This is a genomic window from Bradyrhizobium sp. USDA3516, from assembly GCF_057651995.1.
The window spans coordinates 1,157,198-1,181,699 of the sequence record NZ_JBYGYN010000001.1; the positions used below are offsets into that span (position 1 = coordinate 1,157,198).

At 64.2% G+C, this 24,502-nt stretch carries 19 protein-coding genes and 1 riboswitch; of the genes, 12 read left to right on the forward strand and 7 right to left on the reverse strand.

Annotated elements, in window-relative coordinates; genetic code table 11:
• Window positions 1-159 precede the first annotated feature (159 nt).
• From AC24YW_RS05505 to AC24YW_RS05525, 5 genes are all read left to right on the forward strand, one after another.
• Window positions 160-3,018 carry an ATP-binding protein gene (locus tag AC24YW_RS05505; protein WP_487481750.1) on the forward strand — a complete coding sequence of 953 codons (2,859 nt, stop codon included), beginning with the start codon at window positions 160-162 and terminating at the stop codon, window positions 3,016-3,018.
• A gap of 164 nt (window positions 3,019-3,182) precedes the next feature.
• The gene (locus AC24YW_RS05510) at window positions 3,183-4,163 is read left to right on the forward strand and encodes a zinc-dependent alcohol dehydrogenase family protein (RefSeq protein WP_487481860.1); all 981 of its coding nucleotides are present in this window, start codon (window positions 3,183-3,185) and stop codon (window positions 4,161-4,163) included.
• A gap of 34 nt (window positions 4,164-4,197) precedes the next feature.
• Window positions 4,198-4,497, forward strand: coding sequence for a tautomerase family protein (locus tag AC24YW_RS05515; protein ID WP_487481751.1), 300 nt, complete (start codon window positions 4,198-4,200; stop codon window positions 4,495-4,497).
• A 16-nt stretch (window positions 4,498-4,513) separates the two neighbouring features.
• A complete protein-coding gene (locus tag AC24YW_RS05520) occupies window positions 4,514-5,338 on the forward strand; it encodes an alpha/beta fold hydrolase (protein ID WP_487481861.1) in 825 nt (274 codons plus the stop codon).
• Between the two features lie 91 nt (window positions 5,339-5,429).
• Complete coding sequence (locus AC24YW_RS05525) at window positions 5,430-6,395, forward strand: MBL fold metallo-hydrolase (protein ID WP_487481752.1); 966 nt, start codon at window positions 5,430-5,432, stop codon at window positions 6,393-6,395.
• A 70-nt stretch (window positions 6,396-6,465) separates the two neighbouring features.
• Here AC24YW_RS05525 and AC24YW_RS05530 read toward each other — a convergent pair whose 3' ends face one another.
• From AC24YW_RS05530 to AC24YW_RS05560, 7 genes are all read right to left on the reverse strand, one after another.
• Window positions 6,466-8,019, reverse strand: a complete 1,554-nt coding sequence (locus AC24YW_RS05530) for a hypothetical protein (protein WP_487481753.1) — start codon at window positions 8,017-8,019, stop codon at window positions 6,466-6,468.
• 141 nt (window positions 8,020-8,160) lie between these two features.
• Window positions 8,161-9,375, reverse strand: coding sequence for an acyl-CoA dehydrogenase family protein (locus tag AC24YW_RS05535; RefSeq protein WP_487481754.1), 1,215 nt, complete (start codon window positions 9,373-9,375; stop codon window positions 8,161-8,163).
• A 180-nt stretch (window positions 9,376-9,555) separates the two neighbouring features.
• Window positions 9,556-10,767, reverse strand: coding sequence for an ABC transporter substrate-binding protein (locus AC24YW_RS05540; RefSeq protein ID WP_487481755.1), 1,212 nt, complete (start codon window positions 10,765-10,767; stop codon window positions 9,556-9,558).
• 122 nt (window positions 10,768-10,889) lie between these two features.
• On the reverse strand, window positions 10,890-11,465 hold the full coding sequence (locus AC24YW_RS05545) for an HdeD family acid-resistance protein (RefSeq protein ID WP_487481756.1): 576 nt from the start codon (window positions 11,463-11,465) through the stop codon (window positions 10,890-10,892).
• Between the two features lie 154 nt (window positions 11,466-11,619).
• Window positions 11,620-12,516: an alpha/beta fold hydrolase gene (locus tag AC24YW_RS05550; protein ID WP_487481757.1), complete on the reverse strand. Its 897-nt coding sequence runs from the start codon at window positions 12,514-12,516 to the stop codon at window positions 11,620-11,622.
• An 83-nt stretch (window positions 12,517-12,599) separates the two neighbouring features.
• Window positions 12,600-13,427 carry a metal-dependent phosphohydrolase gene (locus tag AC24YW_RS05555; protein WP_487481758.1) on the reverse strand — a complete coding sequence of 276 codons (828 nt, stop codon included), beginning with the start codon at window positions 13,425-13,427 and terminating at the stop codon, window positions 12,600-12,602.
• Window positions 13,428-13,636: 209 nt separating this feature from the next.
• The gene (locus AC24YW_RS05560; protein WP_487481759.1) at window positions 13,637-14,536 is read right to left on the reverse strand and encodes a LysR family transcriptional regulator; all 900 of its coding nucleotides are present in this window, start codon (window positions 14,534-14,536) and stop codon (window positions 13,637-13,639) included.
• A 150-nt stretch (window positions 14,537-14,686) separates the two neighbouring features.
• Between AC24YW_RS05560 and AC24YW_RS05565 the strand changes: the two genes are divergently transcribed.
• The 7 genes from AC24YW_RS05565 to AC24YW_RS05595 all read left to right on the forward strand — a co-directional run bounded on the left by AC24YW_RS05565 (window position 14,687) and on the right by AC24YW_RS05595 (window position 24,418).
• The gene (locus tag AC24YW_RS05565; protein WP_487481760.1) at window positions 14,687-15,838 is read left to right on the forward strand and encodes an ABC transporter ATP-binding protein; all 1,152 of its coding nucleotides are present in this window, start codon (window positions 14,687-14,689) and stop codon (window positions 15,836-15,838) included.
• Window positions 15,831-16,778: a carbohydrate ABC transporter permease gene (locus tag AC24YW_RS05570; protein ID WP_487481761.1), complete on the forward strand. Its 948-nt coding sequence runs from the start codon at window positions 15,831-15,833 to the stop codon at window positions 16,776-16,778. The genes AC24YW_RS05565 and AC24YW_RS05570 overlap by 8 nt, the downstream gene beginning before the upstream one ends.
• Window positions 16,775-17,611, forward strand: coding sequence for a carbohydrate ABC transporter permease (locus AC24YW_RS05575; protein WP_487481762.1), 837 nt, complete (start codon window positions 16,775-16,777; stop codon window positions 17,609-17,611). The genes AC24YW_RS05570 and AC24YW_RS05575 overlap by 4 nt, the downstream gene beginning before the upstream one ends.
• 28 nt (window positions 17,612-17,639) lie before the next feature.
• Entirely contained in the window at window positions 17,640-18,920 is a 1,281-nt protein-coding gene (locus AC24YW_RS05580) for an ABC transporter substrate-binding protein (RefSeq protein WP_487481763.1), read from the forward strand.
• Window positions 18,921-18,989: 69 nt separating this feature from the next.
• Window positions 18,990-19,814, forward strand: a complete 825-nt coding sequence (locus AC24YW_RS05585; protein WP_487481764.1) for a phosphodiesterase — start codon at window positions 18,990-18,992, stop codon at window positions 19,812-19,814.
• Window positions 19,815-19,914: 100 nt separating this feature from the next.
• Window positions 19,915-20,110: riboswitch (cobalamin riboswitch) on the forward strand.
• A 721-nt stretch (window positions 20,111-20,831) separates the two neighbouring features.
• Entirely contained in the window at window positions 20,832-22,970 is a 2,139-nt protein-coding gene (locus AC24YW_RS05590) for a TonB-dependent receptor (RefSeq protein WP_487481765.1), read from the forward strand.
• 2 nt (window positions 22,971-22,972) lie between these two features.
• Window positions 22,973-24,418 carry a PepSY domain-containing protein gene (locus tag AC24YW_RS05595; RefSeq protein WP_487481766.1) on the forward strand — a complete coding sequence of 482 codons (1,446 nt, stop codon included), beginning with the start codon at window positions 22,973-22,975 and terminating at the stop codon, window positions 24,416-24,418.
• Window positions 24,419-24,502: the final 84 nt, after the last annotated feature.

Here is a 24,502-nt window from a genome sequence, read left to right on the forward strand (position 1 = left end):
CGTGCCAATGGCGGGCATTCGGGCAGGTCCGACACAAGCCGCGTTACGCAGCTTCGCAAACCGCGCAGCAATTCAGTCCCAAAATGTCGCATTCGGCCTTTCTTGTGCGCTCCGTCAGCGGAATAATATGATAGCCATTGCTCCTGGAATTGTCCCGGAATGGTTGAAGCGTCACCAATCGATCGGACCATCACCTTCGGTCCGTTCAAGCTGCTTCCCGACCGCCACCTGTTGTTGAAGGGCGACACGCCAATACGCGTCGGAAGCCGCGCTCTGGGCCTGCTGATCGCCTTGACTGACCGCGCCGGAGAACTGCTCACGAAAGACGAACTGGTCGCGCGGGTGTGGCCCCACACCGTCGTCGATGATTCGAATCTTAGGGCTCAGGTCGCGCTGCTACGGAAAGCGCTCGGTGATGGCGAGGGTAGCGCCAGGTATATTTCCGCGGTTGCCGGCCGCGGCTATCGGTTTACGGCACCGATCGCGAGCCGTGACGACGACAGCAATCACGCCCTCAAGAGCCAGGATCGCAGGATCAACCTGCCGAGGCAGCTCACACCTCCGATCGGGCGCGACGCAGCCATCGAGACTGTCAAAGAACGGTTAGCGCGTTCTCGCCTGGTCACGATCGTCGGCCCCGGCGGCATCGGCAAAACGACGTTAGGCCTGGCAGTCGCGGAACAACTGGAGGCCTCTTACAGGGACAGTGTCGGCTTTCTCGACCTCGGACCCTTGGTCGATCCCCAGCTGCTCGCGAGTGTCCTGGCCTCGACGCTCAAGCTTGCAAATATCTCCGAAGACCCGCTTCCCCGTGTCATCGGATTCCTTCGAGAGAAGGACATGTTGCTCGTGTTCGACAGCTGCGAGCGAGTGGTCGGAGCTGCCGCCACTCTTGCCGAAGCGCTGTTGAAAGAGGCGCCAAACGTCCGAATTCTGGCAACGAGTCGCGAGGCGCTGCGAGCAGAAGGCGAGAGCGTCTATCAACTGCCGTCATTGGAAACACCGCCGATAGCGGCGGGACTGACGGCTGCCCAGGCGCTCGATTTTCCTGCCGTGCAACTGTTCGTCGAACGCGCAGCGTCAGCTAGCAACGGATTTGAGCTGAACGACAGCGATGCACCGATCGTTGCGGATATTTGCCGCCAGCTCGACGGCATTGCGCTGGCAATCGAACTGGCGGCAGGTCGGGTCGATGCGTTCGGCACCCGGGGAATCGCGGAGCGCCTCGACGACCGCTTTCGCTTTCTGACGGGAGGCCGACGGACGGCCCTGCCCCGGCACCAGACGCTGGGCGCCACGCTCGACTGGAGTTACGAATCGCTTTCGGCAGACGAACGAACGGTGCTGCGACGGCTGGCCGTATTCGTCGGAGACTTCACGTTCGAAGGAGCCAGCGCGGTTGCGAGCGAGGCTGAGACCGCAAATGCGGACGTCACCGAAACTCTGGCCAACCTGATTGCGAAATCGCTCGTCGCGGTGGCCCACGGCAGGGTCGCCCGTTATCGCCTGCTCGATACGACGCGCGCCTATGCGCTAGCCAAGCTGTCTGAAGCCCGCGAGTTCGACGTCGTGATGTCCCGGCTCGCGCAGTACCTGTGCGCGACCCTGAATGAAGCGCTGAGGGAAATTGAGCCGCTAACGGGGCCTGAGTGGCTCGACCGGCATGGCCGACATGTCAACGATCTGCGGACCGCGCTCGACTGGGCTTTTTCACCTGGAGGCGACCATTCCGTCAGAATACCGCTCACGGTGGCCGCGATACCGCTTTGGTTTCAACTCTCATCGGTCGACGAATGCCGCGACGGCGTACAGCGCGCGCTGGCAACCATCGCGCCAGGGCCGGGGCGGGACGCCCATGCGCGCGAGGTGATGCGACTTTATATGGCACTCGGACTGGCTCGGATTTTCACCATCGGTCTTGCACCGCAAGCTTCTATCGCCTGGGAAAAGGCATTGGAGATTGCCGAGAGCCTCCAAGACATCGAGGAGCAGTTGCAAGCGCTCTGGGGCTTGTGGTTCTGCCAGATCGGATCGGGAGAATATCGGGCGGCGCTGCAAACAGGGCAGCGCTTCTTCACGATCTCGGAAAGCGGCATCGATCTTCCCAACGGCAATCGACTGATCGGTGTGCCGCTGTTCTGCCTGGGCGACATCGCCGGCTCGCGCCGTCACGTCGAGCGCTTTCTCGCGAGCCCGCCGCCGCGCCGTGCGGCTCCGGAAAGCGCGCCCCGTTTCAGATTCGATCAGGTCGTGGCGTCGCGAGTGTTGCTGGCTCAGCTGCTGTGGCTACAGGGCTTCCCCGACAAGGCGACCCGGGTGGCGCACGAGGGCACCGAGGAAGCCCGTGTCACCGGCCACGCGATATCCCTGTGCGATGCGTTGGCGCGAGGACCATGTCCCATCGCCCTACTGACCGGTGATCTCACGGGAGCAAGAGATTCTATCGACGCCCTGCTCCATCTTGCGTCAACCCATGCACTCGCCCAGTGGGAGGTTTTTGCACGATGCTGGAAAGCTGTTCTCCTAATAAGGCAGGGCGATGCCGGCGCGGGAGCAGAGCTGCTTTCATGGACACTCGATCAACTGCAGCAAGGCAGCATGCTCGTTCACTACAGCACCGCTTTCCTGTGCATTCTTGCGGAAGGATTGGCCTCGGCAGGGCGGGTTTCAGAGGCGCTCGCGACCGTCGAGAGGGGGCTCGACCGCAGCAGGCAGAAGGAAGAGCTTTGGTATGTGGCCGAACTCCTGCGCGTGAAAGGAGAGATATTGCTGCGGCGCGATGCCGCGGACTTTGCAGGCGCCGAGCGCTGCTTCCTGCAATCGATCGATTGGGCACAACGGCAAGGAGCCCTTTCATGGGAGTTGCGGGCGGCCTCGAGCCTGGCTCGCCTGCTCCGCGCGGACGGCAATGACATGCGCGCGCGCCACGTGCTGGCCACGACCATAGGAAAATTTAACGAAGGTTTCGAGACTGCCGACCTGCGCTCTGCAGGCACTCTTCTGGCGGAGTTGTCGTAGGCCTTCTGTCCGCCCGCCCGTACTCCCGCTCTCGCGCGCCTCACGACAATTCACAACGTTTCACTGGCCGCAAGGCCTTGCACCGCGCATGGTCCGTTGCACCAGCGCTTGCCTCCGGCAGGCGCCTCAAGGGACGCAGTCTGGCAATGGTCGCAAGCAGTTCGATGGATGCTCTCGTGGTTCGCGACAGCCGTGGGCCGTTCATTCGCACCACCGTCGTGCGGCCCTCACCCGGTCCGGGCGAGGTCCTCGTCCAGATCAAAGCGAGTGGCGTCAATCCTCTCGACCTCAAGATCCGCAGCGGCAACGCGCCGCATGCGAAGCATCCATTGCCGGCCATTCTCGGACTCGATCTGGCTGGCACCGTCGAGGCTGTCGGCCCCAATGTCACGGCATTCTCACCCGGAGACGACGTGTACGGACTGACGGGCGGCGTGGGAGGCCTGCAGGGCTCCCTCGCAACATTTGCTAATGTGGACGCCGACCTGCTCGCGCCGAAGCCGGCCAATCTCAGCATGCGCGAGGCGGCGGCACTTCCCCTCATTTTCATCACCGCGTGGGAGGGGCTCGTCGATCGAGCCCAGATCCAGGCGCGCCAGAAGCTGCTGATCCACGGAGCGGGCGGCGTCGGCCAGATGGTCATCCAGATCGCGCGAGCCTTTGGTGCGAAGGTGTACGCATCGGATAGAGCGGCGAAACAGGACCTCATCGAAAAGCTCGGCGCCGTCGCGATCGACTACAACCGCTCGACCGTCGAAGATTATGTCGAGGAACACACCGGCGGCCGCGGCTTCGACGTCGTCTACGACACGGTGGGAGGGTCCGCCATAGACGCATCTTTCAATGCGGTCAGGCGCTTTGGCCACGTGGTCAGCTGTCTCGGCTGGAGCACCCACTCGCTTGCTCCGCTTTCGTTTCGTGCGGCAACCTATTCAGGCGTTTTTACCTTGTTGCCGATGCTGACAGGACAGGGCCGTGCGCATCATGGCGAGATCCTTCGTGAGGCAACGCGGCTCGCCGAGGCGGGACAGATCAAGCCCCTGCTCGATCCGCGCCGCTTCACGCTCGAATCAGCCGCCGAGGCGCACCGGCTGATGGAGAGCCGCAGCGCGAACGGCAAGATCGTCATCGACGTTGCCGACTGAGCGACAATCCATCCACGCAGAACATGAGGATCAAATGCCGTTCGTCAACATCAAGCTGGTCGACGGCGTGTTCACGCCCGAGGAGAAGCACGCCATGGCCGCCGCCATCACCGATGTGATGGTGAAATTCGAAGGATCGGAGGCGTTCCGCGAGGTCGTCTGGGTTCTGATCGAGGAGTTGCATACCGACGGCTGGCATATCGGCGGAAGACCATTCGAGGGCCCCAGATCGCTGATGGACACGCTCGGCAAATCGAAGGCCGCTTACGAGAGCATCGACGGCCGCCCTACGACTCGCACGGAGCTTGCCGCCGCAGCACCGGTTCGCAGCTGAGAATTGGAACATGACCATGAACACGATCACGACACGGGACGGCACGGAGATCTTCTACAAGGATTGGGGCTCGGGGCAGCCGATCGTTTTCCATCACGGCTGGCCGCTCAGTGCCGACGACTGGGATGCCCAGATGCTCTTCTTCCTGAGCAAGGGCTTCCGGGTCATCGCGCATGATCGGCGCGGACACGGGCGATCGTCGCAGACCGCGGTCGGCAACGACATGGACACCTACGCCGCCGACGTTGCGGAGCTGGCTGCTGCGCTCGATCTGCGCGATGCAATTCATGTCGGACATTCCACCGGCGGCGGCGAGGTCACGCGCTATGTGGCACGCCACGGCAAAGGACGCGTCGCAAAGGCGGTCATCATCGGTGCAATCCCGCCGGTGATGCTGAAATCCGATCGAAATCCCGGCGGGACGCCTCTGGCGGCCTTCGACGATCTGCGAGCGCAGCTCGCGGCCAATCGCGCACAGTTCTACCTCGACGTTGCCGGCGGGCCCTTCTATGGCTTCAACCGCGAGGGGGCCAAGGTATCGCAAGGACTGATCCGGAATTGGTGGCGTCAGGGCATGATGGGCGGCGCAAACGCGCATTACGACTGCATCAAGGTCTTCTCGGAAACTGACTTCACCGACGATCTGAAGCAGATCGACGTGCCGGTCCTGGTGATGCACGGCGACGACGACCAGATCGTACCGATCGCAGACGCGGCCTTGCTGTCGGTCAAGCTCCTCAAGAACGGGACGCTCAAGGTCTATCCGGGCTTCCCGCACGGCATGTGCAGCACGCACCCCGAGACCGTCAATCAGGACATCTTCGCGTTCATCAAGGCGTAGGCGCAAAGGCCCGATTGATCACGGCGCCGTGCGGCGAACTCTCTCTTGATCGGTGCGCCGGCATGTACGCCGGCGCCTGGAAAGGCATGCAATGACCCGGACACCCCAAGTCTCCCGCCGCGGCTTCTGTTTGTGCTGCATCGGCGCGACCACGCTCGCCACATCAGGCGGCCGGCTGACGCCCCGAGAGGCGTTCGCTTACGGCGAGGGAATCGTCGATATGATCCGCGCCGAGGCGGCAAAGGCTCCCATCAACGTGCACCGACTCCGCGGCAACATCGCTGTCCTGGAAGGGTCCGGGGGCAACATCGCCGCGCTGGTCGGGCCCGAGGGCAAGCTGCTGGTCGATGCCGGGATCAGCGCCTCGCGGCCGAGGATCGTCGACGCCCTCGCGGGACTCGGCAAGGAGCCATTGAGGCACCTCATCAACACGCACTGGCACTTCGACCACGCCAACGGAAACGAATGGCTGAACGCGGAGGGCGCGACCATCATCGCCCACGTCAACACCCGCAAGCATTTGATGTCCGCTCAGCGGGTGGACGACTGGCACGTCGATTTCCCGGCCTCGCCCCACGACGCAATACCAACGGCAACGATGTCGGATACGAAAGAGCTCAGGTTCAACAACACCACCATCCGCCTGAAGCACCTTCCTGCCGCGCATACCGACGGCGACATCACGGTCGAATTCATCGAACCGAACATTTTCCACGCCGGCGACATCTACTGGAACGGCATCTACCCGTTCATTGACTATTCCACGGGCGGAAGTATCAACGGGACGATTGCCGCTGTCGGCGCCGTGCTTTCCCGGATCAACGACAATACGATCGTGATCCCTGGTCACGGACCTCCGGTCAGCGACAAGGCCGGCCTCAAGAGCTTCCACGACATGCTGATCGCCATTCGCACCAACGTCGCCGCGCTGAAGCAGCAAGGCCGCTCGCTTGACGAGACCATCGCGGCCAAGCCGACGGCGGCTTTCGACGCCAAGTGGGGCCAGTTCGTCATCAGCCCTGCATTCTTCACCAAGCTCGTTTATGCCGGGGTTTGAGTCCGTCCAACAACGAGCCCGAGGGGAATCGTTGCAACGCCTGCCGCGGTCCGCACACAACCGAGCGGGGTTACCGCTCCCAAACCGATCGAGCGACCAGGATCCGGACGCGGCCGCCGGCATCCTCGACTTCGCGGTAACGGCTCAGCTCGGCCTCAAGGTCGGGATCGGATCTTGCCCAGGCCAGCCAGTCGAACGGGACCGCGCTCAGCAGTTGCGTATCCACGAGGATCACATCCGGGCGACCGGCGCGCAGGTCCGCGAGCAAGTGCCGTCGCTCGAAATCGATGATGCCGTCCAGCCTTGCGCGCTCGCCTTGGGTTGGCTGCGCCGTCTTCTGGAGCATCATCGCGCCGCCCGCCAGCAGCTGCACGCAGGAGCTGCCGACCCAGGTCCCGTTGACCTCACGGACGAGCGGATGCCCCAGCGCGACGTGATCGCCGATCGTGATCAGCCGCGGATGGCTTGCGAGGGCCTGGATGCGCTCCTTGAGCGGCGGAAACGGCCGGACCTGCAAGGCCAGGCAGTAGCCGACGAACGCAATGGCGGCGAGGCCGGCGACCATGACGGGCATTCGCGCCGTCCTGATGCGCGCATGCAACAGCGGCGCGGCAATCGCAAAGACGCAGAGCGCATACGCCGTGTAGGTCCAATGCTTGCCCTGGAGGACGAAGCTCGCAGCTCCGCCGACGGCCGCGGCCAGCCACGGGGTCGCGTTGCCTCCAAACTTGAACTCGTGCGGGGCCAGCAGGCCGAGAAACACGATGGATCCAGCCAACACCATAGCCGGGAAAGACAGCAGATCGCCCAGATTCATCCGCAACGGCAGATAGGCGGCGGAGACCATCGGCGCATAGTCGAACAGATAAGCGGGGAAGACGATGACGAGGACCCCTCCATAACCGATGACGACAGCAGCCGCCGTCATCGCCTCCGGAGATAACAACGGCCTGAGCGAGCGCTTGCGGACCATCGCAAGGACGATCGGAAGCCCTACGACTAGGGCAAGGTGGGGCTTGATGCTCATGGCGAGCCCGGCCCCAATTCCTGCGAAAACCGCAACCGGTCCGGGGCTGAGGCCGCGCCAGCGGATCGCGGTGACGGCGACGAAAGGGGTCAGCGCAATGACGGCGACGTGCTCGCGCTGCCCGAATACGCCGCTCGGGAGAATTGCGAACAAGAACGCCAGCAGGCAGGTCGCAACGATCCGCTCTTCGGCCCCCAGCCTTGCCGCCGCAGCGGCACGATCGACCATCAGAAGCGCGGCGACGATTTCGACCAGGATCAGGATGATCACGATCACTTCGGGCGCAATGCCGGTCGCTCGCGCCAGCATCGATGCCGGCATGTACAGATAGATCGACAAGGGTGGGTTCAGCTCGAAGAGGTCGACGCCGGGCTTGCGGCCATCCAGGACTTGCTCGCCCTCCGTCAGCAGGCAGGCCAGATCCGGGTTCAGGACGATCGGCATCTGGACGAGCAAGGCGACCAGGAGGAGCGCCGCGACCAGCAGCCAACGCAGGCTCATGCCGAACTTGATTGCCCGCAGATCGGCGGCGGGACCGCGTCCCGTGACGTCGGCAGAAGACGCTGTCTCGCGCGAAAGCGACCTGTTCTCTTGCACCTGGGTGAACCTGCCATGGCGTGCAGGGTCACTCTCGATCAGCAGTGGTTACTATTGTACTACGGTCATCCGAGGCCAATGGCAAAGCCTGGGACCTGCCCGCCGCAACGCTGCGAAGCGTCGCCCGCAACGTGACCAAAGCTACCCCATGACCCCGCCGCGCCTGATCAGCTCCTTTCCGACGGCCGCGAGATGCACCTGGTCCGGCCCGTCGCCGATGCGGATGAAGCGGGCGTAGACGTAAGCGCGCGCGAGGAACGTGTCCTGCGACACGCCGGCGGCGCCATGGATCTGGATGGCGCGGTCGATGACGCGGGCAGCCATGCTGGGGACCACGATCTTGGCCGCGGCGATCAGGTCGCGCGCGGCCTTGTTGCCCTCGCGGTCCATCTTGTCGGCGGCCTGCAAGGTGAGCAGGCGGGCTTGCGCGATCTCGCAGAAGGAGTGCGCGATGTCCTCACGCACCGAGCCCTGCTCTGCGAGCGGCTTGCCGAAGGCTGTGCGCGCGACCGCGCGCTGGCACATCAGTTCGAGCGCACGCTGGGCGCAGCCGATCAGCCGCATGCAATGGTGGATACGGCCGGGGCCGAGCCGGCCCTGCGCGATCTCGAAGCCGCGGCCCTCGCCGAGCAAAATGTTCTCGGCGGGCACGCGGACGTTCTCGTAGACGATCTCGGGGTGGCCCACCGGCGCATCGTCATAGCCGTAGGTGAGCATGTCGCGGACGATGCGCACCCCACGCGTATTCTTCGGCACCAGGATCATGGATTGCTGACGATGGCGATCGGGATGGTCGGGCGCGGTCTTGCCCATCACGATCAGGATCTCGCAATCCTCGTTCATCGCACCGGAGGTGAACCATTTGCGGCCGTTGATGACGTAGTCGTCGCCGTCGCGCTTGATCTCGCACTGGATGTTGGTGGCGTCGCTGGAGGCGACCTGCGGCTCAGTCATCGAGAAGCCGGAGCGGATGCGCCCCTCCAGCAGCGGTTTCAGCCAGCGCTCCTGCTGCGCCGGCGTGCCGTAGTTCGCGAGCACCTCCATGTTGCCGACGTCGGGCGCCGAGCAGTTGAAGATTTCGGGCGCCCATAGAATGCGGCCCATGATCTCCTTCACGGGCGCATAGTCCAGGTTTGTGAGCCCCGGCCCATGCTCGCCCGACAGGAACAGATTCCACAGCCCCTGCTCGCGCGCGAGCCGTTTCAGGTCCTGCAACACAGGCGGTGTTCTGTAGCGCGATGCTTCCGGCTTGACCTGCTCGTAATAGAGCTCCTCGACCGGCTCGACATATGTCCGCATGAACTGGCGGACGCGCTCCTGCAGCTCGAGCGAACGGGCGGAGTGCTGGAAGTCCATGGCATCCTCCTCTTTCCTTCTCCCCTTGTGGGAGAAGGTGGCGCGAAGCGCCGGATGAGGGGTATCTCTCCGCGAGTTCAACTGCGAGCGAGACTCGCTGAGAGAGACCCCTCACCCGGCTGCGCTTCGCGCATCCACCCTCTCCCACAAGGGGAGAGGGTGCAGCGTCTCTGCCGCACGTCAGGTCCCGCGCAACAGCTCGCTCGCCACGACCCAGTCGTTGCCGTCAAACTGCAGCATGTAGCCGTCCTTGATCGGGCGAAAATCCTGCGGCGTGGTGTTGAGGGTGATGCCGGGCATCAGGAGCGACAGCGGCACGTTCTTCAGATTCGCGGCCTGCGCCATGATGTTCTCGCGCGTCAGATTGTCCTTGCACTGCTTCAGCAGCGCCACCAGCGCCTCGGCGACGGTGTAGCCGTAGAGGCCGGCGACGTTGTTGATGTCGGCATTGGGCAGGCGCTTCTTCATGAAGTCGATATAGGCCATCATCGCCGGATCGTCCTTCGGCGCCTCGACGAACGGCTTGAGCGCGCCGAGCGACAGCACACCCTTGCCGGCCTCCAGGCCAGCAGGCGCCATCACGGTAGCCTTGTTGGCGCAGCCGGAGGCCAGAAAGCGCGTCGGCTGCCAGCCGACCTCGTGCGCCTTGCGGATCGCCTGCGCGCAGGCGCGCGGCGTCACCGAATAGATCATGAAGACGTCGGCCTTGGTATTGGCGAGCGTCAGGACCTGGGAATCGACAGTGGGATCAGCGACCTCGAAGCTCGAGGCCATCGCGATCGCCTTGTCGGCCTCCGCACCGAGCGCCTCCTTGACGCCACGAAGATATTCCTTGCCCGCGTCGTCGTTCTGGTAGAGCACGGCAAAGCGCGCATACGGGTTCCTGGCGCGGGCATAGGCGACATCGATCGCAGCCTCGCTGGTGTAGTTCGGCGCCCAGGGCAGCGCGATCGACCAGGGCATGTTGGCGGGATCGTTCCACTTCGAGGCCGAGCTGATCAGGAAGATCTGCGGCACCTTGTTGCTGTTGAGATATTTCGCGATGGCCGAGCTCGGCGCCGTGCCCATGGTGGCGAAGATGAAGGCGACGCCGTCGCCTTCGACGAGGCGCCGCGCGGCTTCCATGGTCTTGGGCGGCGAGAAGGCATCGTCGAGCGAGATCAGGTTGAGCTTGCGGCCATTGACGCCGCCCTTCTCGTTGATCTCGTCGAAATAGGCGGAGATCACCCGTCCCGTGATGCTGAGCGGCGACGCCGGGCCGCTATAGGGCATGGTGTTGCCGATCTTGATCTCGGTGTCGCTGACCCCGGGACCGTAGGATTTTTGCGCGGAGACAGGAGCGGACACGCAGGCGGCAGCCAAAGCTGCGGCCAGGGCCAAAGCGGCTTTCATGGTTCTCCCCGAAATGATCATCGCCGCGCGAACAGGTCACGCGACGTGCTGCTTGTCGTCAGCACCTCAGCTCAGCGGAGTTGCGCAAGAGGGTCTTGCGTCGAGCTGCTGATGACCTCGCGCTAGCCGCGCCGCTTCATGGCAAAGCCCAGGCTGATCCAGCCGGCGCCGGCCATGATCAGGTCGATACCGAGGAACAGGCCGAGGATGTAGACGCTGTTCACCGGCCAGCGCGCCACGATCAACAGGCCGAGCAGCAGCGTGACGGCGCCCGACAGCGCGACCCACACCCACGGGCTCTCGCGCTTCATGCTGAAGGCGAGAAACAGCCGCACCGCGCCCGAGGCGATCAGCGAGGCGCCCAAGAACAACGTCAGCAGGACTGCCGCGAGCAGCGGGTTCGCGAAGGTCAGGAAACCGGCGACGACATAGAGCGCGCCGAGCAAGGCCCAGATCAGAAACTTGCCCCAGCTCTTCAGCTGGAATGCGCCGACGATCTCCATCACGCCGGCGACGATCATCATGGCGCCGACCACGATCACGCTCGCCACCGTCGCCATCACCATGCTGCCGAGCGCAACGAAGCCGGCGATCAGATAGACGACGCCGAGTGCGACGATCCAGCCCCATTTGGCGTGCAGCGAGGCAATGCCCGAGCCAAGGCTCGCATGGTGCGACGTGTCGGAAGCGCTGGTCATGGCGGCCACTCCTGTTGCAAAGCCCGGAGGCGCAATTCAGGATAGCACGAGCCGGGCCGGGACAACAGCCAGCGGAACACCGTTCATCGGCAGCAACATTGACGCAAATCAAGATCGAATGCGGCGGTCTGCTCGCGCCCGGTTCTTCGCAAGGTCAGGCGCGTTCCGCCGCCTCGCGCACGTCGAGCACGGCCTGTGCCCATTCGACCGGTCGCTCCTGCGGCAAATTATGGCCGGCATCGGTGAAGACGCGCCGCTCGAAAAATCCCTCGAACTTGCGCGCGTGGTGGGCGGTGCCGGAATTGACGCCGTCGCTGTCGCCGTCGATCGCGATCGTCGGGACGCGGATCGGCGGCTGCACGGCGAGCTTTGCCTCTAGACCCGCATAGGCGGGATCGCCCGCCCCCAGCGCGTAGCGATGGCGGTAGGAATGGATCACGACGTCGACGAAGTCGGGATTGTCGAAGGACACGGCGCTCGTCTCGAACGTTGCCTCGTCGAAGGCCCATTTCGGCGACCACATCGTCCAGAGCTGACGGGCAAAGCCGCGGCGGTTGCGCTCCAGCGCGCGGCGGCCGCGCTCATTGTGGAACAGATATTGATACCAGAACGCCGCCTCCTCCGGCGGCGAGGCCGGCTCCATGGCGAGGGCGATGTTCTGGATGTTGTAGGAATTGCCGGAGACGAGACCGATCACGCGCTCCGGATGGAGCGCCGAGACCACACAGGCGGCACGCCCGCCCCAGTCATAGCCGCCGACGATTGCGCGCCTGATGCCGAGCGCATCCATGAAGGCCAACAGATCGGCGCCGAGCGCCGCCTGCTCGCCGGAGCGCAGCGTCTCGGGAAAGCGAAACCGCGTCGGCCCGTAGCCGCGCAGCCAGGGCACCAGCACGCGTGCGCCGGCCTCGGCGAGGATCGGCGCGGTCTCGGCATAGGCGTGCACGTCATAGGGAAAGCCATGCCCCATGATGCAGGGCCAGCCGTCGGAAGCACCATATTCGCGATAAGCGATGTCGAGGACGTCCGTGGTGACGGTTTTTTGTTGCATGATTTGCTCACGGCATTGGGGATATCGTCGGGATGCGGCGCGCGGCACCGGTTATCGCTGTGCTCATCCGGGCGACAAGGGGCCTATTTCTGCGGACCCGACAGCGAGATGTCGCGCTCGGCGCGGAACACGTTGCTGTAGAGATTGGCGATCCATTGCCGGCCGATCTCGGTCTTGTTGAGATAGCCGATCTCGGTCTGGATGTGCGGTGCGACGCTGTTCCAATAGAATTGCGGATAGCGGTTCACGATGTCGGCGGGCGAGTCGTAGCCGAGCTGGCGGTTGATGCCGACCTCCTCGAACTCGTAATAGAGCGCGTTGGCCTTGCGCAGATAGTTGGGATCGCCGAGCTGGCCGATGAAGTCGGCCGCACGCAGGATCGAGGCTTCATCGTCGTATTCCTGGCCTTCACGAGCGGGAAAGCGCGTCCCCTCGATGGCGCGGGCAACGCGCTCCGGATCGAGTCCGGGAATATGGCGCAGCCGCCGCGTCACATACAGCTTCGAGCGGTCGACGTGATACATCATCAGACTCGCGTCCGATGCACCACGCGGCAGCGAGATCTTGTTGTCGGCGGCGTCGATGACGAAGCCGTCGGTGTCATCCTCCTCGAACAGGCCGCGGACATAGCCGATGTCGTGGGCGAGACAGGCGATCAGGACATGAACGTAATCTTCCGCCGAGAGATGGGTGTGAAGGCTTCGGCCGCGCAGGATCGCCTGGGCGGCCAGGGTCACCAGCATCGTATGCTCGATATTGTGATAGAGCGCATCGCTGTTGCCGATGCATTCCATCGCGGTGCGCGTTGCGCTCGCGACGATGCTTGCGGAAGTCTCATCGTACCGGCGGCGCATGAAGTTGCCGAGGAACTGCTCCAGCGATTCAGCCGCCAGTCTGGGTAAGGTTATCATGGACGCAGCCCCGTCCGCCGCTGGTATCCCATGCCGTCTCCCGACGCCTCGTTCTTGTCCTCGACTTGGCGGGGAGCATAGCTCAACTTGGGCCGGGTCACCAAACTTCGGGACGGAAATTACGTAAATACCTTGCCGTTCCGCTGCGCAACATCACGGTTGCCGTCACAGTTCAACACAACCAAAAGCGGCAGGAAAGAGGCCGTCGCTCAGGGCGCGGCCAGAATATCGGCGCCGTCGGCCGGGCGCGAAAGGCTTCTGGCCAGATAGAACAGCTCGACCAGCTTGCCGCGCTTGCCGGCCAGCGAGAAGATGTATTCGGGCGACTCCGCCTCGATTTCCGCGATCGCCACCTTCGCGATCCGATCGATGCGGCTCGAGCCGTGCTCCCAGACGAAGCCGACGCCAAGCCGGTTGGCGACCGCCTCCAGCATCCCCTCGCGCGTATTGACGATGATCGCCGGACTGGCGCGCAAATTGAGGGCGCGAAACGCCCGGTCCACGGCGCGCTGGGTCGCGGAATCCCGGGTCCGGAACACCAGCGGATATTGCACGAGGCCGGCGATGGAGACGCGCGACTGGCGGCTGAGATCGTGAACGGGATGGCAGATCGCAACGACGCGCTGCTGCACGCAGGGCTCGCGCCGGAAGCGGTTGTCATGCGGCACCTCCGGCAATACGGCGACGTCGACGCGCTGGTCGACCACCGCGGCCATGATCGCCGACCAGCTGCCGATCTCGATGTTGATCTGGATCTTCGGATAGAGATTGCGGAACGCCGCGATCAACGCCATGCCCGGCATGGCGTTGTCGAGCCCGATGCGAAGCTCACCCCCCGTGAGCTCGTCGCGCTGCTGCAGGATGGCGAGCGCATCAGCCTCGACCGCCTGCATGCGGCTCGTGGCGGCATAGAGACGACGGCACAGCGACGTCGCGATCAGGGTTTGGCCGTGCCGGTCAAACAGCGCCACGGCGAACTCGGCCTCCAGATCCCGCACGAGCTGCGCAACGGCCGGCTGCGACACCCCGAGCCGCCTTGCCGCAGCGGCAAAGCTGCCGGTCTCGAACACCGCATTGACCGCCCGGACACGCGACGACGTCAACGCCACGACAACAACCCCAAGATGATATTCCCCGTCGGACGGGGCAAAAGCAAAACCTGGGATGACCATAAGGAAGGCCATTGACCGTTATGTGAATGTCAGACGCGCTTCCTACTCCTCATGCGCCGCAAACGGGCCAGCAGGGGATCAGCGCGCATGGCGCAAATCGAACTATCCGCAATCCGCAAGTCCTTTGACGGCACCGACGTCCTGAAGGGCATCGATTTCCGCATCGCCGACGGTGAGTTCATCTCACTGGTCGGCCCGTCCGGCTGCGGCAAGTCGACCCTGCTTCGCATCATTGCCGGGCTCGAGCCGCAGAATTCCGGCGAGGTCCGCATCGACTGCCGCCCGGTGGACGGCGTTCGCCCAAGCGCGCGCAACCTCGCAATGGTCTTCCAATCCTATGCGCTCTATCCGCATTTGAGCACCTTCGATAATATTGCGGTGCCGCTGCGGATGCGACGGCTCTCGGCGATCGAACGACTGCCGCTGCTGGGGGCGCTCCTGCCGGGCCGCCGCGCCAAGGAACGGCACATTCGCGCCGACATCGAAGCCATCGCCGAGCAGCTCGACATCACCCCATTGCTGCGGCGCAAGCCCGGACAATTGTCCGGCGGTCAGCGGCAACGCGTCGCGGTCGGACGCGCCATGGTGCGCGAGCCGCGGGCCTTCCTGTTCGACGAGCCGCTCTCCAATCTCGACGCCAAGCTGCGCGTCCACATGCGCGCAGAGCTCGCCGAGCTGCACCGCCGCCTCAAGGCAACGTTCGTCTACGTCACGCACGACCAGGCCGAGGCGATGACGATGTCGAGCCGGATCGCCGTCATGATGGGCGGTGAGCTGATCCAGGCCGGCACGCCGGCCGAGATCTACAACGAGCCCGGCGACATCCGCGTTGCCGAATTCATCGGCAGCCCCAAGATCAACATCCTCCCCGGCCGGGTCCGAAAGGACGGCGGCGTCGATGTGCTGGGGACCGTGCTGAAGCTCACGTGCGCTGCGGCGGCCGGCGATTGCCGCATCGCCGTCCGCCCGGAGCGGATCGAGCTCGGCACGGGGCCGTTCTCCGGAACCGTCGTGCATTTGGAGAATCTCGGCGCCGAGGCCTTCGTGCATCTCGCGGTCGACGGCACCGGGTCGCGCCTGATCGCGCGGCTCGCGGACGTCAGGCATTTGCCGGCGATGGCAAGCTCCGTCGCGTTCGGCTTCGCACCGGACGCGGTGCGGATGTTCGATCCGGCCGGGAAGCGGATCGAGCTCAGAGCGGAGCAGGCCGAGCGCATCCGTGAGCCCGCCCATGTCTGACGGCTCCATGACCATCGCGGCGACTGTTGCTCCCGCGGGCGCGACGCGGCGCACGCTGCCCGCCCATGGCAGCCGGCGGACCCATGCCGCCTACGCGCTGGTGACGCCGGCCGCCGCGCTCATGCTCGTCATGCTGCTCGGTCCGCTCGCCGGCGTGATCGCCCTCTCCTTCACCGATTATCAGCTCGGCGCGCCGCATTTCTCCTGGATCGGGCTCGCCAATTACCAGGACCTGTTCGCCGACAAGGTGTTCTGGACCGCGCTGCGCAACACGCTGACTTACGTCGTGATCGTGGTGCCCGGCGCCGTGATCGCCGGCCTTGGAATCGCGCTGCTGATCCAGAGCGGCACCAGCCTGCGCAGCCTCTACCGGACGATCTATTTCCTCCCCGTGATGGCGACCCTGATCGCGATGGCGGTGGTGTGGGAATTCATGCTGCATCCGCAATTCGGCCTGGTGAACGGGCTGCTCCGCGGCGCAGGCCTGCCGGCCTTCGCCTGGCTGCAGGACCGCAGCACTGCGCTCTATGCGCTGTGCGCGATCGGCATCTGGCAGGCGGTGGGCTTCAACATGGTGCTGTTTCTCGCCGGCCTCGTCTCCATTCCCAAGCAGCTCTACGAGGCGGCCGAAATCGACGGCGCCTCCAGCGGCTGGGCACGCTTCCGCCTCGTGACCTGGCCGATGCTGGGACCGGTCACGACCTTCGTCGTCGTGATCTCCGGCATTCGCTCGTTCCAGGTGTTCGACACCGTGCACGTCTTGACCAAGGGCGGCCCGTCGAAATCCACCGAGGTCCTGATCCACACCATGTACACGGAAGGATTCGAGTTCTTCCGCTCGGGCTACGCCGCGGCGATCACCGTGGTTTTCCTGGTGTTCGTTCTCCTGCTCACGCTGGTCAAATCGAGGCTCGCCGATCGCGGGGTGCACTACACATGAGCAACGCACATCCCATCCCGTTGCGGGCGATCCTCCGCCATTTGCTGCTGATCGCGGGCGCCGCGCTCATGCTGGCGCCCTTCATCTGGATGATCTCGACCGCGTCCAAGCCGCAGACAGAGATCTTCTCCAGCGAGCTGCACCTGATCCCCTACCGGTTCGCGCTGGGGGAGAATCTGCGCGAGGCCTTCGCCAAGGCCAATCTGCTGCGCTTCCTGCTCAACGGAATCATCGTAACGGTCTCGATCTTCGTGCTGCAGGTGATGGTGGCGTTGCCGGCGGCCTACGCGCTCGCCAAGCTGCGCTTCCTCGGCCGCGAGACGCTGTTTGCGCTGGTGCTGTTCGGGATCCTGATCCCGCCGCAGGCGACCGCGATCCCCGTCTTCCTGCTGCTGCACAAGATCGGCCTGCTCGACAGCTATGCCGCCCTCGTGTTGCCCTTCACGATCTCGGTGTTCGGCATCTTCCTGATGCGCCAGTTCTTCAAGACCGTGCCCGACGATCTCGTCGACGCCGCGCGCATGGACGGCATCTCCGAGTTCGGCATCGTCTGGCGGGTGATGCTGCCGGCCGCGATTCCCGCAGTGACCGCCTTCGGCATCTTCTCGGTGGTGGCGCATTGGAACGACTATTTCTGGCCGCTGATCGTGCTCAACAGCGAGCATCTGCGCACGCCGCCGCTCGCGGTCGCGCATTTCCGCAACCACGAGGCCGGCACCAGCTACGGCCCGCTGATGGCCGCCGCGATGGTGATCATCGCGCCGCTCGTGATCGCTTTCCTCTTTGCCCAGCGCCGCTTCATCGAGGGCATCACCCTCACCGGGATCAAGTAACCGCGTCACCTCAAACAAGGAGTCTATCATGCTGAAGACCATCATCGCCGCGGCGGCTCTGTCGCTTGCGGCCGGATCTGCGCTCGCGCAGGCCCAGACCGAGATCGTGATGCAATATCCCTATCCGGAGCTGTTCACCGAGACCCACAAGCGCATCGCCGAGGAGTTCGCCAAGGTGCGCCCGGAGATCAAGGTCACCATGCGCGCGCCTTACGAATCCTACGAGGACGGTACCCAGAAGGTGCTGCGCGAGGCCGTGACCAACCAGCTACCTGATGTCTCGTTCCAGGGCTTGAACCGCATCCGCGTTCTGGTCGACAAGAACATCCCGGCCGAGCTCGACGGCTACATCGCCGCCGAAAAGGATTTCGACAAGCAGGGCTTCCACCAGGCGATGTTCGACATCGGCACCGCCAGCGGCAAGGTCTACGCCCTGCCCTTCGCGATCTCGCTGCCGATCGTCTACGTCAATCTCGACCTGGTGAAGCAGGCCGGCGGCGACGTGAACAATTTGCCGAAGAGCTGGGACGAGCTGATCGCACTCGCCAAGAAGATCAAGGCGCTCGGCAACGACACCAACGGCGTCACCTATGCCTGGGACATCACCGGCAATTGGCTGTGGCAGGCACCAGTGTTCTCCCGCGGCGGCACCATGCTCAACGCCGACGAGACCAAGGTCGCGTTCGACGGCGCGGAGGGCAAGTTCGCCATCAGCACGATTGCGCGGCTCGTCAACGAGGCCGGCATGCCCAATCTGGACCAGCCGTCGATGCGCGCGGCGTTCGCGGCCGGCAAGACCGGCTTCCACGTCACCTCGACCTCGGACCTCAACAAGGTCACGCAGATGACCGGCGGCAAGTTCGCGCTGAAGACGATTCCGTTCCCGGACGTCGCCTCGCCGAAGGGCAGGCTGCCGGCCGGCGGCAACGTCGTGCTGATCCTCGCCAAGGACAAGGCCAAGCGTGACGCCGCCTGGGAAGTGGTGAAGTTCTGGACCGGCGCCAAGGGCGCCGCGATCATGGCGGAGACGACGGGCTACATGCCGCCGAACAAGGTCGCCAACGAGGTCTATCTGAAGGACTTCTACGTCAAGAACCCCAACAACTACACCGCCGTCAGCCAGCTCGCGCTGCTCACCAAATGGTATGCCTTCCCCGGCGACAACGGCCTGAAGATCACCGACGTGATCAAGGATCATCTCAACTCGATCATCTCGGGCGCGCGCGCCAAGGAGCCGGAGGCCGTCCTCGCCGACATGACCGCGGACGTGCAGAAGCTGCTGCCGAAGACCACCGGCGCGGTGCGCTGAGCATCCTCACATCCCTGGGCACGGGACGCCCTCGGCGTCCCGTGCCGCCTCGATGACCGGAAGACAACGATGAAGCTGCTGCATCTGAGCGACATTCACCTGACGGCGCCTGGCTCCACCATCGGCGGCCGCGATCCGCGCGTCAATTTCGAGCGGGCGCTCGCGCATGCGCTGAACGATCATCACGATGCCGAGCTGATGGTGATCACCGGCGACCTTTCGGATTGGGGCGATCTCGCCGATTATCAATGGCTCAAGCAGCGCCTCGACGCATATCCGCTGCCGGTGCGGCTGTGCATCGGCAACCACGACCGGCGCGCGGCCTTCCTGAGCGTGTTCCCCGACCTCGCCGACGACAACGGCTTCGTCCAGGGCGTCCACGACGCCGCCGCCGGCCGCTGCCTGTTTCTCGACACCGCCCATCCGGAAACGCACGCCGGCCGCTATTGCGAGGATCGTCTCGGCTGGCTGGAGGCGCGGCTTGCCGAGCATGAGGGGCCGTTCCTGCTCTTCATGCACCACAATCCCATGCCGGTGCATCTCGTCCCGTTCGACCAGATCGGCCTGCTCGACGAGGCTCCGTTTCGCCATCTCGTCAATCGCCATCGCGCCAAGATCCGCCACGTCTTCTTTGGGCATTGCCACTTACCTCTTGCCGGCTCGATTGCCGGCGTGCCGGTCTCGTCGCTGCGCGGCACCAACCACGCGAGCTATCCGCTGTTCTCCGAGACCAAGCTGCTGAGCGCCTGCGACCTGCCGCAATCCTACGGCGTCGCGTTCTTCGGGGAGGATTACGTGACCGTGCACATGGTGGAATACGGTTACGACGGTCCGATCCGCACCCAAGGATCGCCCGACTACAAGGCCTGGGATCGCGAGACCATGGTGCGTTGACGCAAGGGCGGGTCTTTTCCAGTATCGGTACGGCGATCTGGACCACGCGTTTGCTTTCCGCCACCGGCCAGAGGGCTGGTTGACAATCCTTTGCAAATAAAACTAGGGTGACTGCGACGGTTCTCCTTCGGGAGATCAATAGGGAATACGGTGCGGGGATCCCCCAAAGCCGTGGCTGCCCCCGCAACTGTAAGCGGTGAGCCTTCGCTAAATTGCCACTGAGCCCGCGGGCTTGGGAAGGCGGCGACAGGCAACGACCCGCGAGCCAGGAGACCTGCCGTCAGTCGTGGTCACACGCGAGCACATTGGGCGGGGTGTCCTGGTGAGTGTTGAGCTGCCTTTTTCTTGAGGCGGCGGCCAAGCTGCGTTCGCGGTGACGTGCCACGTTATCGCGAGTCCCGTTGATGACCTCCCGTACAATCGTCTCCCCACGGCATCGCCGCGCGTTGCTCCGTTCAGTTGCATCCTCCTGCCTCGTGCTGTCGACCGACGGCCGGGCACAGTCTGCGGGGTGGGCCCAGTCGCTCGACCCCGTGGTGGCGCAGCCGCCGGAGCGGCAGCGAGGCGGCTTTGCGACGACCGTATCCGCTTGACGTATGTAACGTTATAACATAACACACCCCTGTGAAGCCTCTGCCTTTGGTGAGAGGTGGTCCGGGGGAAGGAGGGCGCGTGCGTCATCTGTTGGGTTCAGTTCCATTTTCAGTTCTTTTGAGAGCGGCAGACGTTCTGCTTCTCGATCTTGCGCAAGCTCAGACGCCATCGGCGCCACCCGACCGGCGGGCTCGCTCGTTGCCTCCAGTCGGGGCGCCGCAGCGGCGACGAACGACGAGAGTGGCCAATCCGTCGAGTTCGAAAAGTGCCCGGATATCCCGCACCCGATTGATGATCGTCCCTGCAATCATTTCCCTGCAGCGTCGCCGCGCATTGCTCGGTTCAGTCGCACTCTTCTGCCTCTTGTTGTCGACTGATGGGCGAGCACAGTCCGCGGGGGCCGTCCAGACGCTCGACCCGGTGGTGGTGCAGCCGCCAGCCAGGCCGCCGGCTGCCCGCAGCACCCGGGGCAGCGATCCCGCGCAATCCGCGCGCTCACGACAGCAGCGAAACGCTGCCGAGACGCGCGCTCCGACCGTCAATCCGACAGGTCCCGCGTTCGCCGCACCGACGCTCAACCTCACAGGCGCGAGCACGGCCGGCAGCCGCCTCGGCCTCACGCGACTGCAGACGCCGGCCAGCGTCGAGGTGATCTCGGCTGAAACCATCGCCGAACGCGGCCAGCTGAACATCCTGGATGCAGTGACGCAGAACGCGACCGGCTTCACCGCGAGCCCGGCGCCGGGCAATGGCGGCGTATCGTTCAACACCCGCGGCTTCACGGGCCTCGGCTCCGTGATGACGCTGTACGACGGCACCCAGCTCTATATCGGTGCCGGGACCGTGACCTTTCCGTTCGACACCTGGTCGACCGAGCGCATTGAGGTGCTGCGCGGCCCTGCGTCGGTGATGTATGGCGCCGGTGCGGTGGGCGGCGCCATCAACATCGTTTCCAAACTGCCGTCGTGGGTCCCTCGCAACCAGGCGGAAGTCTCGCTGGACAGCAACATGACCCGGCGAATTGCCGTGGACAGCGGCGGCCCGGTCAGCAAGGACGTCGCCTATCGGATCACTGCCACCGGCAACATGTCGGACGGCTGGGTCGATCGCAACGACACCTCGAACGTCGCGCTTCATGCCGTGGTCCAGATCAGGCAGAACGAAGACGTCACCTGGACGCTGTCCACGGACTACGGCGACCGCCACCCGTCGCGCTACTTCGGCACGCCGCTGATCAACGGCAGGCTGGAAGAGTCGCTCCGGTTCAAGAACTACAATGTCGGCGACAGCCACATCCGCTACCAGGACAGCTGGAATCAAGTGAAGACCGACTGGCAGGTCGCCGATGGAATCTCGATCCACAACACGCTCTACTACCTGAATTCCAAGCGCCACTGGAAGAACGTCGAGAGCTACGCCTACAATCCCGCCACCGGCCTGATCGACCGCAGCGACTACATCGAGATCTCCCACGATCAGCAGCAGGTCGGCAATCGCATGGATGCGAAATTCCGCGGCCATGTCTTCGGGATGGCCAACGAATTCCTGGCAGGCTTCGACGTCAACAACATCAATTTCACCCACACCAACAATTCGCCCTGGGGCGGCTCATCGTCCGTCGACCCGTACAGCGTCGTTCCAGGCGTGTTCAACAGTCCGGACCCTACGACTCCCGGTTACGGCAGCGTGACCAATCAGTACGCTCTGTTTGCCGAGAACAGGCTGTCGGTCACCGAGCAACTCTCCCTGGTTGCCGGCATCCGCCAGGATGAGCCGACGGTCACGCGCATCGACTATCGGGTGGCCGCCAACAGCTTCGAGAAATCGTTCTCCTCGACCACCTGGCGCGCGGGTGCGGTCTATACGCCCGTCCAGGATCTCGCGTTCTATGGCCAGTATTCCACCGCGGTCGACCCGGTCGGAGGGATCATCTCACTCTCCTCTGCCAATAAGAATTTTGACTTGGCTACCGGCAAACAGATCGAGATCGGCGTGAAGCAATCGTTCTGGGGCGGCCGCGGCGAATGGACCTTGGCCGGCTATGAGATCGTCAAGAACAACCTGCTGGCCCGCGATCCCAACAATCCTACCCTGACGGTCCAGGTCGGCCAGCAATCGTCGCGCGGCGTCGAGGCATCGGTCGGATTCCTGCTCGACTACGGCTGGCGGATCGACGCCAACACCGCCATTCTCCGCGCGAGATACGACGATTTCGTGCAGTCGGTCGGCGGCGTAGCCGTGAACTATGCCGGCAACGTGCCGGTCAACGTCCCGCAGACCGTCTCCAATATCTGGGCGACCTGGGCCTTTGCGCCGAACTGGTCGGCCAATGCCGGCGTGCAGATCGTCGGCAAGACCTATGCGGACAATGCCAACACGATGACGCGCCCGGCCTACAACATCGTCAGTGCCGGTGTGCAGTGGAAGCCCGACCTCAACACCACCGTGTCGTTCCGCGTCTACAATCTGTTCGACGAGGTCTACGCGACCTCGGGCGGCACCAACCAATGGTTGCTCGGTATGCCGCGCACGGCGCAAGTCGCGGTCAACGTGAAGTTCTGAACGTGTCACGCGCCCTGAAACGCACGCTCCGGCGGTGGCTGTATATCGGCCACCGCTGGGTCGGCATCGTCACCTGCCTGTTCTTCGCCATGTGGTTCATCTCGGGCGTGGTGATGATGTATGTCGCGTTTCCAGGCCTTTCCGAAAAGGAGAGGCTGGCAGCGCTCCCTGATATTCAGTGGGAGAAAGTGGCGCTGTCGCCAGACGAGGCAATGAAGGCGGCGGGCGCGACGCGCTACCCGCGCGATCTCCGGCTGTCGATGCTGGCCGACGAACCCGTGTATCGGATCACCGGCTGGGACGGCAAGCGGCAGGCGATCTCCGCAGCCGACGGCCGCGTCATCACGGGTGTTTCCGAACAGCAGGCGCTCGCGGTCGCGCAACATCATCCCGCAAGCAGATCGCCGCGTCTCGAAGAAATTGTTGACCGCGACCAATGGAGCGTAACGGCCCGTTACGACCCGCTGCGACCGTTCTACCTCATCGGGGTCGGCGACGATGCCGGCACCAGGCTCTATGTCTCCTCGCGCTCCGGCGAGATAGCGCTCGACACCAACCACACCGAGCGCGTCTGGAACTGGCTCGGCTCGATCCCGCACTGGATCTATCCGACCGTGTTGCGCAAGGACGGCCCGCTGTGGCGGCTAGTCGTTCTTTGGATCTCCGGCATCTGCCTCATCGTTGGCGTCACCGGCATCTGGATCGGCATCCTGCGCGTACGGCTGAAGCGGCGCTATGCGAGCGGCAGGATCACGCCCTACCGCGCCTGGATGGCTTGGCACCACGTCACCGGCCTGATCGCGGGCGTCTTCGTGCTGACCTGGATGTTCTCCGGTTGGCTTTCGCTCAATCCCGGCGATTTTTTTGCAGGCCGTAACACCGCGCGGGAGACGCTGCAACGCTACGCAGGCCATGACGAGCCGACCATTGCGGCCAGGCTGCCGACGCCGCAATCCGCCGCGGTCGAGGCGCGCTTCGTCTGGCTCGATGGCGGGCCGATGATGATCGCCGTGTCGCGTGACGGCACGCAGAGGCCGCTGGATGTGACGTCGGGTCGAATTGCGACACTTCCGCAGGATCGGCTTTGGACGGCCGCAGCGAAATTGCTGCCGCAAGCGCGCCTCGCGGAACGGCTCGTGCTCGACGACTACGATTCCTATTGGTATGCGCATCATCACGACCGCGAGTTGCCGGTGCTGCGCGCTGTGTTTGATGATGACGCGAAAACATGGTTTCACATCAGCCCCGTCACCGGCGACATCATTGGTCGCGCGGACAGCAGCCGTCGCACCTATCGCTGGCTGTTCAACGCGCTGCACAGTTTCGATTTCCGCCTGCTGCTGATGTATCGCCCGGCCTGGGACATCGTGGTGTGGCTCCTCTCGATCCTTGGCACCATCGTCTCGGTGAGCGGTGTCGTCGTCGGCTGGCGCTATTTGCGCCGTTGAAGCGAATTAGGCTGTTGACAACGTCCCCCTGGGTCACAAGTTGCGATCACATTCCAGATGCAGCCTTCCGCCTCGCATTGGCAA